The 14,696-nt window shown below is 51.9% G+C and carries 17 protein-coding genes and 1 pseudogene; 9 read left to right on the plus strand and 9 right to left on the minus strand.

Annotation, left to right across the window (positions count from 1 at the left end; genetic code table 11):
- Window positions 1-210, plus strand: a pseudogene (locus tag EQY_RS0111245) (MFS transporter); the annotation flags it as partial.
- Between the two features lie 138 nt (window positions 211-348).
- Here the strand turns inward: EQY_RS0111245 and yajQ are convergent.
- Window positions 349-840 (minus strand): nucleotide binding protein YajQ, encoded by a 492-nt coding sequence (gene yajQ, locus EQY_RS0111250; protein WP_001138897.1) that lies wholly within the window; start codon window positions 838-840, stop codon window positions 349-351.
- A 167-nt stretch (window positions 841-1,007) separates the two neighbouring features.
- On the opposite strand from yajQ, the gene panE reads away from it, so the two are divergent.
- Entirely contained in the window at window positions 1,008-1,919 is a 912-nt protein-coding gene (gene panE / locus EQY_RS0111255; RefSeq protein WP_000705825.1) for a 2-dehydropantoate 2-reductase, read from the plus strand.
- A complete protein-coding gene (gene yajL / locus EQY_RS0111260) occupies window positions 1,882-2,472 on the plus strand; it encodes a protein deglycase YajL (RefSeq protein WP_001276330.1) in 591 nt (196 codons plus the stop codon). Before panE ends, yajL begins: the two co-directional genes overlap by 38 nt.
- A 53-nt stretch (window positions 2,473-2,525) precedes the next feature.
- Here the strand turns inward: yajL and EQY_RS0111265 are convergent, their stop codons facing one another.
- Complete coding sequence (locus EQY_RS0111265) at window positions 2,526-3,974, minus strand: tRNA 4-thiouridine(8) synthase ThiI (RefSeq protein ID WP_000668662.1); 1,449 nt, start codon at window positions 3,972-3,974, stop codon at window positions 2,526-2,528.
- 205 nt (window positions 3,975-4,179) lie between these two features.
- On the opposite strand from EQY_RS0111265, the gene xseB reads away from it, so the two are divergent.
- The 4 genes from xseB to yajO are packed head-to-tail and all read left to right on the plus strand — an operon-like array spanning window position 4,180 to window position 8,237.
- The gene (gene xseB, locus EQY_RS0111270) at window positions 4,180-4,422 is read left to right on the plus strand and encodes an exodeoxyribonuclease VII small subunit (protein WP_001124936.1); all 243 of its coding nucleotides are present in this window, start codon (window positions 4,180-4,182) and stop codon (window positions 4,420-4,422) included.
- A complete protein-coding gene (gene ispA / locus EQY_RS0111275) occupies window positions 4,422-5,321 on the plus strand; it encodes a (2E,6E)-farnesyl diphosphate synthase (protein WP_000347245.1) in 900 nt (299 codons plus the stop codon). The genes xseB and ispA overlap by 1 nt, the downstream gene beginning before the upstream one ends.
- 24 nt (window positions 5,322-5,345) lie before the next feature.
- Window positions 5,346-7,208 carry a 1-deoxy-D-xylulose-5-phosphate synthase gene (gene dxs, locus EQY_RS0111280; protein WP_000006803.1) on the plus strand — a complete coding sequence of 621 codons (1,863 nt, stop codon included), beginning with the start codon at window positions 5,346-5,348 and terminating at the stop codon, window positions 7,206-7,208.
- 54 nt (window positions 7,209-7,262) lie between these two features.
- The gene (gene yajO, locus EQY_RS0111285; RefSeq protein WP_001199803.1) at window positions 7,263-8,237 is read left to right on the plus strand and encodes a 1-deoxyxylulose-5-phosphate synthase YajO; all 975 of its coding nucleotides are present in this window, start codon (window positions 7,263-7,265) and stop codon (window positions 8,235-8,237) included.
- Window positions 8,238-8,319: 82 nt separating this feature from the next.
- On the opposite strand, the gene pgpA is transcribed toward yajO, so the two are convergent.
- From pgpA to nrdR, 6 genes are all read right to left on the minus strand, one after another.
- On the minus strand, window positions 8,320-8,838 hold the full coding sequence (gene pgpA, locus EQY_RS0111290; RefSeq protein ID WP_000154045.1) for a phosphatidylglycerophosphatase A: 519 nt from the start codon (window positions 8,836-8,838) through the stop codon (window positions 8,320-8,322).
- Window positions 8,816-9,793, minus strand: a complete 978-nt coding sequence (gene thiL / locus EQY_RS0111295) for a thiamine-phosphate kinase (RefSeq protein ID WP_000752123.1) — start codon at window positions 9,791-9,793, stop codon at window positions 8,816-8,818. The genes pgpA and thiL overlap by 23 nt, the downstream gene beginning before the upstream one ends.
- A 77-nt stretch (window positions 9,794-9,870) precedes the next feature.
- Entirely contained in the window at window positions 9,871-10,290 is a 420-nt protein-coding gene (gene nusB, locus EQY_RS0111300) for a transcription antitermination factor NusB (RefSeq protein WP_000801125.1), read from the minus strand.
- Between the two features lie 19 nt (window positions 10,291-10,309).
- The gene (gene ribH, locus EQY_RS0111305; protein ID WP_001021161.1) at window positions 10,310-10,780 is read right to left on the minus strand and encodes a 6,7-dimethyl-8-ribityllumazine synthase; all 471 of its coding nucleotides are present in this window, start codon (window positions 10,778-10,780) and stop codon (window positions 10,310-10,312) included.
- Between the two features lie 88 nt (window positions 10,781-10,868).
- Complete coding sequence (gene ribD / locus EQY_RS0111310) at window positions 10,869-11,972, minus strand: bifunctional diaminohydroxyphosphoribosylaminopyrimidine deaminase/5-amino-6-(5-phosphoribosylamino)uracil reductase RibD (protein WP_001154826.1); 1,104 nt, start codon at window positions 11,970-11,972, stop codon at window positions 10,869-10,871.
- Between the two features lie 3 nt (window positions 11,973-11,975).
- Window positions 11,976-12,425, minus strand: a complete 450-nt coding sequence (gene nrdR, locus EQY_RS0111315; protein WP_000543535.1) for a transcriptional regulator NrdR — start codon at window positions 12,423-12,425, stop codon at window positions 11,976-11,978.
- A 150-nt stretch (window positions 12,426-12,575) separates the two neighbouring features.
- Between nrdR and EQY_RS0111320 the strand changes: the two genes are divergently transcribed.
- Together EQY_RS0111320 and tsx are read left to right on the plus strand one after the other, a co-directional pair.
- On the plus strand, window positions 12,576-13,115 hold the full coding sequence (locus EQY_RS0111320) for a SadB/YajI family lipoprotein (protein WP_001093513.1): 540 nt from the start codon (window positions 12,576-12,578) through the stop codon (window positions 13,113-13,115).
- 297 nt (window positions 13,116-13,412) lie between these two features.
- On the plus strand, window positions 13,413-14,297 hold the full coding sequence (gene tsx / locus EQY_RS0111325) for a nucleoside-specific channel-forming protein Tsx (RefSeq protein WP_010344683.1): 885 nt from the start codon (window positions 13,413-13,415) through the stop codon (window positions 14,295-14,297).
- 37 nt (window positions 14,298-14,334) lie between these two features.
- Here the strand turns inward: tsx and yajD are convergent, their stop codons facing one another.
- Complete coding sequence (gene yajD, locus EQY_RS0111330) at window positions 14,335-14,682, minus strand: HNH nuclease YajD (RefSeq protein WP_000974807.1); 348 nt, start codon at window positions 14,680-14,682, stop codon at window positions 14,335-14,337.
- Window positions 14,683-14,696: the final 14 nt, after the last annotated feature.

The raw sequence follows: 14,696 nt of genomic DNA on the forward strand, positions 1-14,696 counted from the left end.
ATAACAAAAAAACCCCCGCCGTATGTCAGCAGATTGCGCATTGAAATCCCGGCTGAAGTTGCCGCAAATGATTTGTTAAAAGTTCGTTTACTGGAAACGGCTGGCGTCAAAGAAGTGTTGATTGCAGAAGAAGAACATTCGGCTTACGTGAAAATCGACAGCAAAGTGACAAATCGCTTTGAGGTTGAACAGGCAATTCGCCAGGCATAAAAACGAGGCTAAATTGCCTGATGCGCTACGCTTATCAGGCCTACAAAGTTGCTGTAATCTTTTGAAATCACAAACTTTTGCAGGCCAGTTAAGGCGATCATGCCGCATCCGGCATGAACAGAGCGCACGTTATCGAGATTAATCGCGGAAGTTTTTGAACTGGAACGGCTGGCCGAGATCGCCACCGCGTACCATCGCCATAACAGCCTGCAAATCATCACGGGATTTACCGGTCACACGGATCTCATCGCCCTGAATTTGCGCCTGCACTTTCAGTTTGCTGTCTTTGATCATCTTGACGATTTTCTTCTGGGTCGCACTCTCAATGCCCTGCTTCAGCTTCGCTTCCACAAACCAGGTTTTACCGCTATGAACGATATTTTCCGGTACATCCAGCGAACTGCCTTCAATGCCGCGTTTCAGCAGTTTGGCACGCAGAATATCCAGCAACTGATTGACCTGGAAATCGGACTCACTCAGCACTTTGATAGTTTTGTTAGCGTCGTTCAGCTCAAACGACGCTTCAACGTTACGGAAGTCAAAACGAGACTCTACTTCGCGACTCGCGTTATCGACCGCGTTACGCGCTTCCTGAAGATCAACTTCAGAGACAATATCGAAAGATGGCATCTTTTTCTCTCCCTTCATTTTTGATGCGAAGCATAATACCTGCAAAGTTAAATAACAGACAGTCCTGCGCCAGGACGTATCCCTTAATTGTGCATAGTCACAACACCATGCACAATTAAGGGATAGCCTTATTGAACACCCGGTGTGGTTGCGGGTGAGGAGGAACAATGAAAATTACCGTATTGGGATGCGGTGCCTTAGGGCAATTATGGCTTACAGCATTTTGCAAACAAGGTCACGAGGTTCAGGGCTGGCTGCGCGTACCGCAACCTTATTGTAGCGTGAATCTGGTGGAGACAGACGGTTCGATATTTAACGAATCGCTGACCGCCAATGATCCTGATTTTCTGGCCACCAGCGATCTACTCCTGGTGACGCTGAAAGCCTGGCAGGTATCTGATGCCGTCAAAAGCCTGGCGTCGACGCTACCTGTAACCACGCCAATTCTGCTGATCCACAACGGCATGGGCACCATTGAAGAGTTACAGAACATCGGGCAACCGTTACTGATGGGCACGACCACCCATGCAGCGCGCCGCGACGGCAACGTCATCATTCACGTGGCAAACGGTATCACACATATCGGCCCGGCACGGCAACAGGACGGTGATTACAGTTATCTGGCGGATATTTTGCAAACCGTGTTGCCTGACGTTGCCTGGCATAACAATATTCGCGCCGAGCTGTGGCGCAAGCTGGCGGTAAACTGTGTGATTAATCCGCTCACTGCCATCTGGAATTGCCCGAACGGTGAATTACGTCATCACCCGCAAGAGATTATGCAGATATGCGAAGAAGTCGCGGCGGTGATCGAACGCGAAGGGCATCATACTTCAGCGGAAGATTTACGTGATTACGTGATGCAGGTGATTGATGCCACAGCAGAAAACATTTCGTCGATGTTGCAGGACATCCGCGCAATGCGCCATACAGAAATCGACTATATCAATGGTTTTCTCTTACGCCGCGCCCGCGCGCATGGGATTGCTGTACCGGAAAACACCCGCCTGTTTGAAATGGTAAAAAGAAAGGAGAGTGAATATGAGCGCATCGGCACTGGTCTGCCTCGCCCCTGGTAGTGAAGAGACTGAAGCGGTCACCACCATCGACCTGTTGGTTCGCGGTGGTATTAATGTCACCACTGCCAGCGTCGCCAGCGATGGCAACCTGGCAATTACCTGCTCGCGCGGCGTGAAGCTGCTGGCGGATGCGCCGCTGGTCGAAGTGGCGGATGGCGAATATGACGTGATCGTGCTGCCTGGCGGCATTAAAGGCGCGGAGTGTTTTCGCGATAGCACCCTGCTGGTCGAAACTGTTAAACAGTTCCACCGTTCCGGGCGTATCGTTGCCGCTATTTGCGCCACACCAGCTATCGTGCTGGTGCCGCACGATATCTTCCCGATTGGCAATATGACCGGCTTCCCAACGCTGAAAGACAAAATTCCCGCTGAACAATGGCAGGACAAGCGCGTCGTCTGGGATGCACGGGTAAAACTGTTGACCAGTCAGGGACCGGGCACGGCTATTGATTTTGGTCTGAAAATTATTGACCTGCTGGTTGGGCGCGAGAAAGCCCATGAGGTGGCATCACAACTGGTGATGGCGGCAGGGATTTATAATTATTACGAGTAGTGTCGGATGCGGCAAACGTCGCATCTGACCAGATGCGACGTAAAAACCACAAATTACGGGCGATACACCTTCACATTGTTAAAGCCCTGCTCGCGCAGATAGAGCGCCTGCAGACGGCTCATCACCCCGCGCTCACACCACAACAGCCAGGTTTTGTTCTGGTCGAGATCGCCAAATTTGGTGCTCAGTTTATAGAACGGCAGAGAAACCACGTCGATCCCTTCGACTTTCAACGGCTTATCTTCCTGTTCATCGATAGAGCGAATATCGAGGATCACGTCGTTCGGGCCGAAGCCATTGACGGTTTCCACTTCCACCACTTCCTGCTCGGTCTGCTGAGCGATTTCGCGGATATCAACGTTATTCGCTTCCTCAACTACTTTGTCAAGAATGCTGAAGTCGAACTTCTCTTCTTCCGCTTCAATCTTCGATTTAACCGCTTTCACCGTCGGGCTTTTGGAGATCACACCGCAATATTCCGGCATCGTGCGGGCAAAGTCTTCGGTGCCAATCTGACGAGCCAGGTTGATGATGTGCTCTTTGTCGTAAGAGATCAGCGGACGCAGGATCAGCGTATCGGAGACGTTATCAATCAGGCGCAGGTTGGTCAGCGTCTGGCTGGAGACCTGACCCAACGCCTCGCCGGTGACCAGCGCCTGTACGCCGTAACGTTCAGCCACTTTCGACGCGGCACGCACCATCATACGTTTGAGGATAACGCCCATCTGACCGTCGTCGATTTTCTCAAGAATCTCCCCGACGACCGGCTCGAAGTTAATCGCAACAAAACGCACGCGGTGAGAGCTGCCAAAACGGTTCCACAGATAATGCGCCACCTGACGAACGCCGATTTCGTGCGCCGCACCGCCGAGATTAAAGAAGCAGTAATGCACGCGGCAGCCGCGACGCATCAACATATAGCTGGAAACGCCGGAGTCAAAACCTCCGGAGATCAGCGACAGCACATCTTCCTGGGTGCCGATCGGGAAACCGCCAATACCTTCGTAGCGGCCTTTGATCAGCAGGAGACGATCGTCCTCAACTTCCAGATGGACAGTCACATCCGGATTGGTCAGCTTCACGCGCGCGGACTCAATATGCTGATTTAAACCGCCGCCGACGTAACGTTCCACATCAATCGAGCTAAAATCATGTTTGCCACGGCGCTTCACGCGTACACAGAAGGTTTTACCTTCCAGCTGATCGCGATACTGAACCAACGCTTTCTCAAAAATATCGTGCATGTCAGTAAACGGCACGTCTTCGACTTCGAGAATATGGTGGATACCCGGAATACGGGTCAGGGCATCGCGAATGGCCAGACGCTGATTTTCATCTTTTGCGCGAACTTCGATGTTATCCCAGTGGCGGACGACAGCGAGCGTCTCATCATAGTGCTTTAAAACGTTACGAATATTCCCGGTAAGGATTTTTATAAAGCGCAAGCGCACAGATTGGCTCTTGATGGTGATTTCCGGGAACAATTTAATGATAAACTTCATGGCGGCAATGGTTCGTTGGCAAGTCTTAAGCGACTTGTATAGGGAAAAATACAGCAGCCCACACCTGCGGCTGCATCCAGGCGCGGAAGTATACCACTAACATCGCTTTGCTGCGCACATCACCTTACCATTGCGCGTTATTTGCTATTTGCCCTGAGTCCGTTACCATGGCGGGGCGTAAAATATTGAGAGTCAGACATTCATTATGCCGAAGAAAAATGAGGCGCCCGCCAGCTTTGAAAAGGCGCTAAGCGAGCTGGAACAGATTGTGACCCGTCTGGAAAGTGGCGACCTGCCGCTGGAAGAGGCACTGAACGAGTTCGAACGTGGCGTGCAGCTGGCACGTCAAGGGCAGGCCAAATTACAACAAGCCGAACAGCGCGTACAAATCCTGCTGTCTGACAACGAAGACGCCTCTCCTACACCTTTTACACCGGACAATGAGTAATGGACTTTCCGCAGCAACTCGAAGCCTGTGTTAAGCAGGCCAACCAGGCGCTGAGCCGTTTTATCGCCCCACTGCCCTTTCAGAACACTCCCGTGGTAGAAACCATGCAGTATGGCGCATTATTAGGTGGTAAGCGCCTGCGACCGTTCCTGGTTTATGCTACTGGTCAAATGCTCGGCGTTAGCATGAGCACGTTAGACGCACCCGCTGCCGCCGTAGAGTGTATCCACGCTTACTCATTAATTCATGATGATTTACCGGCAATGGATGATGACGATCTGCGTCGCGGGTTGCCGACCTGCCATGTGAAGTTTGGCGAAGCGAACGCAATTCTTGCTGGCGATGCTTTACAAACGCTGGCGTTTTCGATTTTAAGCGATGCCGATATGCCGGAAGTATCAGATCGCGACAGAATTGCGATGATTTCTGAACTGGCAAATGCCAGCGGTATTGCCGGAATGTGCGGCGGTCAGGCATTAGATTTAGACGCAGAAGGCAAACACATACCTCTGGAGGCGCTTGAGCGTATTCATCGTCATAAAACCGGCGCATTGATTCGCGCCGCCGTTCGCCTTGGTGCATTAAGCGCCGGAGATAAAGGACGAAATGCACTGCCTATACTCGACAAGTATGCAGAGAGCATCGGCCTTGCCTTCCAGGTTCAGGATGACATCCTGGATGTGGTGGGAGATACTGCAACGTTGGGTAAACGCCAGGGTGCCGACCAGCAACTTGGTAAAAGTACCTACCCTGCACTTCTGGGTCTTGAGCAAGCCCGGAAGAAAGCCCGGGATCTGATCGACGATGCCCGTCAGTCGCTGAAACAACTGGCTGAACAGTCACTCGATACCTCGGCACTGGAAGCGCTAGCGGACTACATCATCCAGCGTAATAAATAAACAATAAGTATTAATAGGCCCCTGATGAGTTTTGATATTGCCAAATACCCGACCCTGGCACTGGTCGACTCCACCCAGGAGTTACGACTGTTGCCAAAAGAGAGTTTACCGAAACTCTGCGACGAACTGCGCCGCTATTTACTCGACAGCGTGAGCCGTTCCAGCGGGCACTTCGCCTCCGGGCTGGGCACGGTCGAACTGACCGTGGCGCTGCACTATGTCTACAACACTCCTTTTGACCAATTGATTTGGGATGTGGGGCATCAGGCTTATCCGCATAAAATTTTGACCGGACGCCGCGACAAAATCGGCACCATCCGTCAGAAAGGCGGTCTGCATCCGTTCCCGTGGCGCGGCGAAAGCGAATATGACGTATTAAGCGTCGGGCATTCATCAACCTCCATCAGTGCCGGAATTGGTATTGCGGTTGCTGCTGAGAAAGAAGGCAAAAATCGCCGCACCGTCTGTGTCATTGGCGATGGCGCGATTACCGCTGGCATGGCGTTTGAAGCAATGAACCATGCGGGTGATATCCGTCCTGATATGCTGGTGGTCCTTAACGACAATGAAATGTCGATTTCCGAAAATGTCGGCGCGCTCAACAACCATCTGGCGCAGCTACTTTCTGGTAAGCTTTACTCTTCACTGCGCGAAGGCGGGAAAAAAGTTTTCTCTGGCGTTCCGCCAATTAAAGAACTGCTCAAACGTACCGAAGAACATATTAAAGGCATGGTGGTGCCTGGCACGTTGTTTGAAGAGCTGGGCTTTAACTACATCGGCCCGGTGGACGGTCACGATGTGCTGGGGCTTATCACTACGCTTAAGAACATGCGCGACCTGAAAGGCCCACAGTTCCTGCATATCATGACTAAAAAAGGTCGTGGTTATGAACCGGCAGAAAAAGACCCTATCACCTTCCACGCCGTGCCTAAATTTGATCCCTCCAGCGGTTGTTTGCCGAAAAGTAGCGGCGGTTTGCCGAGCTATTCAAAAATCTTTGGCGACTGGTTGTGCGAAACCGCAGCGAAAGACAACAAGCTGATGGCGATTACTCCGGCGATGCGTGAAGGTTCTGGCATGGTCGAATTCTCACGTAAATTCCCGGATCGCTATTTTGATGTGGCAATCGCTGAGCAACACGCAGTGACCTTTGCTGCGGGTCTGGCGATTGGGGGGTACAAACCAATCGTGGCGATCTACTCCACCTTCCTGCAACGCGCCTATGATCAGGTACTGCATGACGTGGCGATTCAAAAGCTACCGGTTCTGTTCGCCATCGACCGCGCGGGCATTGTTGGTGCTGACGGTCAAACCCATCAGGGCGCGTTTGATCTCTCTTACCTGCGCTGCATTCCGGAAATGGTCATTATGACCCCGAGCGATGAAAACGAATGTCGCCAAATGCTCCATACCGGCTATCACTATAACGAGGGGCCGTCAGCGGTGCGCTACCCGCGCGGCAATGCCGTCGGCGTGGAGCTGACGCCGCTGGAAAAACTGCCGATTGGCAAAGGCATCGTGAAGCGTCGTGGTGAAAAGCTAGCGATCCTCAACTTTGGTACGCTAATGCCAGAAGCGGCGAAAGTCGCCGAATCGCTGAACGCTACGCTGGTCGATATGCGTTTTGTGAAGCCGCTTGATGAAGCGTTAATTCTGGAAATGGCCGCCAGCCATGAGGCGCTGGTCACCGTTGAAGAAAACGCCATTATGGGCGGCGCGGGCAGTGGCGTGAACGAAGTGCTGATGGCTCATCGTAAACCGGTGCCGGTACTGAACATTGGCCTGCCGGACTTCTTTATTCCGCAAGGAACTCAGGAAGAAATGCGCGCCGAGCTCGGCCTCGATGCCGCCGGAATGGAAGCCAAAATCAAGGCCTGGCTGGCATAATCCCTACTCCACTCCTGCTATGCTTAAGAAATTATTCATGGCAGGAGTGGCAGCATGCAATACAACCCCTTAGGAAAAACCGACCTTCGCGTTTCCCGACTTTGCCTTGGCTGTATGACCTTTGGCGAGCCAGATCGCGGTAATCACGCATGGACACTGCCGGAAGAGAGCAGCCGTCCAATCATCAAACGTGCGCTGGAAGGCGGCATAAATTTCTTTGATACCGCCAACAGTTATTCTGACGGCAGCAGCGAAGAGATCGTCGGTCGCGCACTACGGGATTTCGCCCGTCGTGAAGACGTGGTCGTTGCCACCAAAGTGTTCCATCGCGTTGGTGATTTACCGGAAGGTTTATCTCGTGCGCAAATTCTGCGCTCTATTGACGACAGCCTGCGCCGTCTCGGCATGGATTATGTTGATATCCTGCAAATTCATCGCTGGGATTACAACACGCCGATCGAAGAGACTCTTGAAGCCCTGAACGATGTGGTAAAAGCCGGGAAAGCGCGTTATATCGGTGCGTCATCCATGCACGCCTCGCAGTTTGCTCAGGCTCTGGAGCTGCAAAAACAGCACGGCTGGGCGCAGTTTGTCAGTATGCAGGATCACTACAATCTGATTTATCGCGAAGAAGAACGCGAGATGCTGCCGCTATGTTATCAGGAGGGCGTCGCGGTGATCCCGTGGAGCCCGCTGGCGCGGGGACGTCTGACTCGTCCGTGGGGAGAAACCACCGCACGATTAGTTTCCGATGAAGTAGGAAAAAATCTCTACAACGAAAGCGACGAAAATGACGCGCAGATTGCAGAACGATTAACGGGCGTGAGTGAAGAATTGGGGGCTACGCGAGCACAAGTGGCGCTGGCGTGGCTATTGAGCAAACCGGGCATTGCCGCGCCGATTATCGGAACTTCGCGGGAAGAACAGCTTGATGAGTTGCTGAACGCGGTGGATATCACGCTAAAACCAGAGCAGATTGCCGAACTGGAAACGCCGTATAAACCCCATCCGATAGTAGGATTTAAATAGATATCCAGGCCTGATAAGGCGTTCACGTCGTATCAGGCATCGGTGCGCAACCGCCGGATGCGGCGTGAACGCCTTATTCGGCCTACGACAGAATACCCATCGGCCAGTGATGGCCGATAAAATAGAGTATTCCAGCGGAAATCACCCCAGCGACAATATCATCGATCATGATCCCCATGCCGCCATGCACATTGCGATCAAACCAGCGGATCGGCCACGGTTTCCACATATCCAGAATACGGAAAATCACAAACCCGGCGGCAACCCACTGCCAGTCATTGGTCGGCAGCGCCATCAGGGTAATCCACATGCCAATAAATTCGTCCCAGACGATACTGCCGTGATCGTGCACGCCCATATCTTTCGCCGTCTGATGGCAAAGATAGACACCGATACAGATCCCCAGCATCACCACCAGCGAATAGAGCTGCCAGGGCAAAAAGGTCATCAGATACCAGAACGGAATCGCCGCCAGCGAGCCCATCGTCCCAGGAACGATCGGGCTTAATCCACTTCCGAATCCGACAGCAAGCAGATGCCACGGATTACTCATCTTCAGGCGACTTTTCGCGACATCTTTATGGCGTGGCAAAATGGTCATATCCTTTCCAGTCTAACGTGACAGGTTCGCCGTCACGAATAAAACAAAGCCCTTCGATATCGGCGGTCATTTGCCCGATACAGGTAAACGGTACGCCCAGGTGTCCGAGAGCCACATCCAGCGCGCCACGGTTCAGTTCCGGCACAGTGAAACACAACTCGTAATCTTCACCGCCAGAGAGCGCCCAGCGCAACGCCTGTTCAGGTTCAACATGGCGAGAAAGCGCATCAGAAAACGGCAGCAATGCCAGGTCAATACGTGCGCCGCAGTCGCTGGCTTTCACGATATGCCCGAGATCGGAAATCAGACCGTCAGAGAGATCGATAGCTGAATTTGCCAGATCGCGCAATGCCTGCCCCTGTAAAATACGCGGCGACGGACGGAGATGACGTTTGATTAAATACTCCGCATCTTTAGCATCGGCAACCTGCAAACGGTTTTGCAAAATCGCCAGTCCGGCGGCGCTATCGCCCGGTGTACCGGTCACATAGATCCAGTCACCCGGTTTCGCCCCAGAGCGAGTTAAGGCTCGACCCATCGGAACAAAGCCGTGGATACCCAACGTCATTGATAATGGCCCACGCGTGGTATCGCCGCCAATGAGTTGCATATCGTAATAATTAAGCAGATCGAAAAGACTGTCGCTGAAAGATTCAAGCCACGCTTCGTCTACGTTCGGTAAAGTCAATGCCAGCGTCAACCAGGCCGGATCAGCGCCCATCGCCGCCAGATCGCTTAAGTTTACTGCCAGTGCTTTATACGCCAGATCCGCAGGATCGATATCAGGGAGGAAGTGGTTGCCCGCCACCAGCGTATCAGTACTGATCGCCAGGGTCTGTTTCTCGGGGATATTGAGAAGTGCACAATCGTCACCGATGCCAAGTTCGACATCAAGACGAGAGCTTCTTACACGGTCAAAATAACGGGCAATCAGGGAGAACTCGCCACATGCCATACGTTATGCCTCAGCAGGTAAAAAAGAAAAGGCCGGAGAGTACGGAAATGCTTTCCGTTACTCTGCCGGCCTGGATATCACTTTTTGTTAGGGCGAATCACTGGTGCTGCTTTATCGAGTACGCCGTTGACGAACTTATGGCTGTCTTCTGCGCCGAACGATTTCGCCAGTTCGATCGCTTCGTTAATGGCCACTTTATACGGCACATCGCTACGTTTAGACAGCTCGTACAGCGCAATGCGTAGTACTGCTTTTTCTACCTGGCCCAGCTCTTCCAGCAGGCGCGAAAGATATGGCTTCATCAGTCCGTCGAGGTATGCGGTGTTAGTCGCCACCCCGGCCAGTAGCTCACGGAAGTACAGGACGTCAACGTCTTTTACATCCTGTTCAGCCAAGAACTGGTATTCAACATCAGCGATGTCGTTCTGGGACAACTGCCAGGAGTAGAGCGCCTGGACGGCACACTCACGAGCGCGGCGACGAGCAGCAGGTTTCACGGATTTCCCCTTACTAATTTCAGGCCTTGATGGCTTTCAATACATTAATCATTTCAAGCGCGGTCAGTGCAGCTTCTGCACCTTTGTTACCAGCTTTGGTGCCAGCACGTTCGATCGCTTGTTCAATGCTTTCAGTGGTCAGAACCCCAAAAGCAACCGGAATTTCGCTGTCCTGGGCAACATGCGCCAGGCCGTTGCTTGCACCACCAGCGACGTATTCAAAGTGGGCAGTGCCACCACGAATAACCGTACCCAGCGCGATCACCGCATCGTATTTACCGGTTTTAGCCAGTGCACCAGCCGCCAGCGGCAGCTCATAGGCACCTGGCACCCAAACAACGGTAATGTTTTCATCTTTTACCTGACCAATACGTTTCAGTGCGTCAATCGCACCTTCCAGCAGGCTGTCATTGATAAAGTTGTTGAAACGCGCAATGGTGATGGCGACGCGAGCGTCCGGGGTAGCAACGTTAGCTTCAATAATGTTCATTTTTTTCCTTCGGGTTCGAGTATGGCCCCGCAGGGGGGCGGATTTTAGCATAATATTTCGTGCGCTGCTTCCCTTTCGAGCCGGGAGATCATGCACCCACTAAATGCAGGCAAACATCCGGGCCTACATGACGTATCTCTTTGAATTTAAATTGGGGGGCGTCAGCTAATTTCTCAAGCCCTGGCAGCGTACATAATCCACGGGCGTCGCTACCTAAAAGTTTAGGTGCGATATAGACAATCAGCTCATCGACTAAACCAGCCTGTAGCAGTGCGCCAGCGAGCGTTGGCCCCGCCTCTACCCACACACTATTAATTTGTTGCTTGCCCAGTTGCATCATCAGCACAACCAAATCCAGATGACCTTTATGTTCCGGGATCAGCAAAGTGCGCACTGTTTCCGGCCACTCGCGGGTGTCATCCTGCGTTCGGGCAAACCAGGTCTCGCCTGGCTGCTGCACGATGCGGTGTTCCGGCGTCACGCGATTCTGACTGTCAATGACGATGCGTACCGGCTGGCGGAGATTTTGTTGCGGATAGAGCGCCTGAGTTTGTTCATCCAGTTCAGACCAACGCACCGTTAAGGCCGGATCGTCCGCCAGCACCGTGGCGCTACTGGTTAAAATGGCATGACTTTGCGCACGCAGACGTTGTACATCGCGCCGCGCCTGAGGCGAAGTGATCCACTGGCTCTCACCGCTCGCCATCGCCGTGCGACCATCAAGCGATGCGCCAAGTTTTAACTGGATATAAGGAAAGCCAGTGCGCATCCGCTTGAGAAAGCCTTTATTCAATTGCTCGGCTTCACTCATCATCAGCCCGTGGCTGACGTCAATGCCAGCCTGTTGCAGACGGTAAAGTCCACGTCCAGCGACCTGCGGGTTCGGATCCTGCATCGCAGCGACCACGCGCGCTACGCCAGCGGCGATGAGTGCGTCACAGCACGGCGGCGTTCGACCATGATGACTGCAGGGTTCGAGAGTGACATAGGCAGTCGCGCCTTTAGCTTTTTCACCCGCCATACGCAACGCGTGTACTTCGGCATGTGGTTCACCCGCACGGTGATGGTAACCTTCGCCGACAATTTCACCATCTTTCACAATGACACACCCAACATTTGGGTTTGGGTGAGTAGTGAAACGTCCTCGTTGCGCCAGCTTTAGCGCCCGCGCCATGTAATACTCTTCCTGCACGGTTTAATCCTCCAGGCGCGCGATCTCTTCGCCAAATTCTTTGATATCTTCGAAACTGCGATAGACAGAGGCAAAACGGATATAGGCGACTTTATCGAGTTTTTTCAATTGTTCCATCACCAGATTGCCAATCATCTTGCTCGGCACTTCACGCTCACCGGTGGCACGTAGCTGTGACTTTATATGGTTGATCGCCATTTCGACGTCGTCGGAACTTACCGGACGTTTTTCCAGCGCCCGCAACATTCCGCTGCGCAATTTCTCTTCATTAAACGGTTCGCGCACGTCGTTGCTTTTTACAACGCGCGGCATAACCAGTTCCGCCACCTCAAAAGTGGTGAAACGTTCATTACACACCAGACACTGCCGACGGCGGCGTACAGATGAACCCTCGCCTACGAGACGAGAGTCAATAACCTTAGTGTCCACGGCGAAACAGAATGGGCAATGCATACGGCGTCCTGACCAGGTGGTTAACAGAAACCTATTTTACCCTGAACTGACGATACAACAAAGGCGCAACGCTTTTGAGATAAAGGAGCGATGTTTTCGCTGCTTTTACGCTCTACTATTAAGCTAATTGCGACAAGAAAGGGACGACCTATGAACACTAAAGTTATTCGACTATTCCTGCTGGGAAGCCTGTTCAGCTTAAGCGCCTGCGTACAGCAAAGCGAAGTACGCCAGATGAAACAAAGCGTCAGCACGCTGAATAAAGAGATGACGCAGCTCAATAAAGAGACCGTCAAAATCACTCAGCAAAACAGGCTGAATGAAAAATCCAGCAGTGGGGTTTACCTTCTGCCGGGCTCGAAAACAGCCGCACGTCTGGAAAGCCAGATCGGCACCTTACGAATGTCGCTTATGGATATTGCGCCAAATGCAGAGGGCACTACGCTGACCTTACGGATTCAGGGCGAATCCAATGACCCTTTACCCGCATTCAGCGGAACCGTTGAATATGGACAAATTCAGGGAACAATAGATAACTTTCAGGAAATCAATGTGCAGAATCAATTGATTAATGCACCAGCAAGTCTCCTCGCGCCCAGCGATGTTGACATCCCACTACAGTTAAATGGCATCACGCCTGAACAATTAGGCTTTGTACGCATTCACGACATTCAGCCTGTTATGCAATAAACGTTTGGCGGGGTGTTTTGTGCGTCCCGCAACATCTTCCCCTATTATTTTGTTACTCCGCTTACATCACCCGGATTGATAGTAAAAGTTTGCAACAAGGGTGAAAGTCAGTACAATCCCCGCCCGAATATGTGTAAACGTGAACGCAATCGATTACGTAAATGATAGAACTGTGAAACGAAACATATTTTTGTGAGCAATGATTTTTATAATAGGCTCCTCTGTATACGTAATATTTAGAAACGCAATTTGCGCCTTTTTCACTCCCGCAAGGGATTTTCAAACAGTGGCATACATATGAAAAAAACATTACTGGCAGCCGGCGCGGTACTGGCGCTCTCTTCGTCTTTTACTGTCAACGCAGCTGAAAACGACAAACCGCAGTATCTCTCCGACTGGTGGCACCAGAGCGTTAACGTCGTAGGAAGTTATCACACCCGTTTCGGACCGCAGATCCGCAACGATACCTACCTGGAGTACGAAGCATTCGCTAAAAAAGACTGGTTCGACTTTTATGGTTATGCGGATGCGCCGGTATTCTTCGGCGGTAACTCCGATGCAAAAGGTATCTGGAACCACGGTTCTCCGCTGTTTATGGAAATCGAACCGCGTTTCTCCATCGACAAGCTGACCAATACTGACCTTAGCTTCGGTCCGTTCAAAGAGTGGTACTTCGCGAACAACTACATTTACGACATGGGTCGTAATAAAGATGGTCGCCAGAGCACCTGGTACATGGGTCTGGGTACGGACATCGACACTGGCCTGCCGATGAGCCTGTCCTTGAACGTGTATGCGAAATACCAGTGGCAGAACTACGGTGCAGCGAACGAAAACGAGTGGGACGGTTACCGTTTCAAAGTTAAATACTTTGTGCCGATTACCGATCTGTGGGGCGGTCAGTTAAGCTACATCGGTTTCACCAACTTTGACTGGGGTTCCGATCTGGGTGATGACAGCGGTAACGCAATCAACGGTATTAAGACGCGTACCAATAACTCTATCGCTTCCAGCCATATTCTGGCTCTGAACTATGATCACTGGCACTACTCTGTCGTTGCTCGTTACTGGCACGACGGTGGTCAGTGGAACGACGATGCAGAGCTGAACTTCGGTAACGGCAACTTCAACGTTCGCTCTACCGGTTGGGGTGGTTACCTGGTGGTAGGTTACAACTTCTAATAGTTGAAATGCCGGATGCAACATCCGGCATTTTTTATCACTTCTTCTTATTCATCATCGCTTTTAAATCAGCGAAAGGGTTGTATTTCGCTTCACCGACATCTTTCTGCGCATCTTCCCCTGCGATAACCGTCGTACCATACTGATCCGCTTCGGTATATTTCGAATGCTCATGATCGTGGCAATACAGACACAACAATTCCCAGTTACTACCATCTTCCGGGTTATTGGTATGGTCATGATCAATGTGGTGAACGGTAAGCTCACGCAGGTTGGAGTAAACAAACTCACGGGAGCAACGTCCGCACACCCACGGATAGAGTTTCAGCGCCTTTTCGCGATAACCGTTTTCTAACCGCGCATAGTTTTTTGGGATGATAGCCATGAAAAGTTACCTGG

Origin of the sequence: Escherichia sp. TW14182, assembly GCF_000208525.1 — a bacterium.
Taxonomy (GTDB): domain Bacteria; phylum Pseudomonadota; class Gammaproteobacteria; order Enterobacterales; family Enterobacteriaceae; genus Escherichia; species Escherichia ruysiae.

Coding starts and splice junctions, on each gene's coding strand:
- yajQ (WP_001138897.1), bottom strand. CDS start 840: ATGCCATCTTTCGATATTGTCTCTGAAGTTGATCTTCAGGAAGCGCGT.
- panE (WP_000705825.1), top strand. CDS start 1,008: ATGAAAATTACCGTATTGGGATGCGGTGCCTTAGGGCAATTATGGCTT.
- yajL (WP_001276330.1), top strand. CDS start 1,882: ATGAGCGCATCGGCACTGGTCTGCCTCGCCCCTGGTAGTGAAGAGACT.
- EQY_RS0111265 (WP_000668662.1), bottom strand. CDS start 3,974: ATGAAGTTTATCATTAAATTGTTCCCGGAAATCACCATCAAGAGCCAA.
- xseB (WP_001124936.1), top strand. CDS start 4,180: ATGCCGAAGAAAAATGAGGCGCCCGCCAGCTTTGAAAAGGCGCTAAGC.
- ispA (WP_000347245.1), top strand. CDS start 4,422: ATGGACTTTCCGCAGCAACTCGAAGCCTGTGTTAAGCAGGCCAACCAG.
- dxs (WP_000006803.1), top strand. CDS start 5,346: ATGAGTTTTGATATTGCCAAATACCCGACCCTGGCACTGGTCGACTCC.
- yajO (WP_001199803.1), top strand. CDS start 7,263: ATGCAATACAACCCCTTAGGAAAAACCGACCTTCGCGTTTCCCGACTT.
- pgpA (WP_000154045.1), bottom strand. CDS start 8,838: ATGACCATTTTGCCACGCCATAAAGATGTCGCGAAAAGTCGCCTGAAG.
- thiL (WP_000752123.1), bottom strand. CDS start 9,793: ATGGCATGTGGCGAGTTCTCCCTGATTGCCCGTTATTTTGACCGTGTA.
- ribH (WP_001021161.1), bottom strand. CDS start 10,780: ATGAACATTATTGAAGCTAACGTTGCTACCCCGGACGCTCGCGTCGCC.
- nrdR (WP_000543535.1), bottom strand. CDS start 12,425: ATGCATTGCCCATTCTGTTTCGCCGTGGACACTAAGGTTATTGACTCT.
- EQY_RS0111320 (WP_001093513.1), top strand. CDS start 12,576: ATGAACACTAAAGTTATTCGACTATTCCTGCTGGGAAGCCTGTTCAGC.
- tsx (WP_010344683.1), top strand. CDS start 13,413: ATGAAAAAAACATTACTGGCAGCCGGCGCGGTACTGGCGCTCTCTTCG.
- yajD (WP_000974807.1), bottom strand. CDS start 14,682: ATGGCTATCATCCCAAAAAACTATGCGCGGTTAGAAAACGGTTATCGC.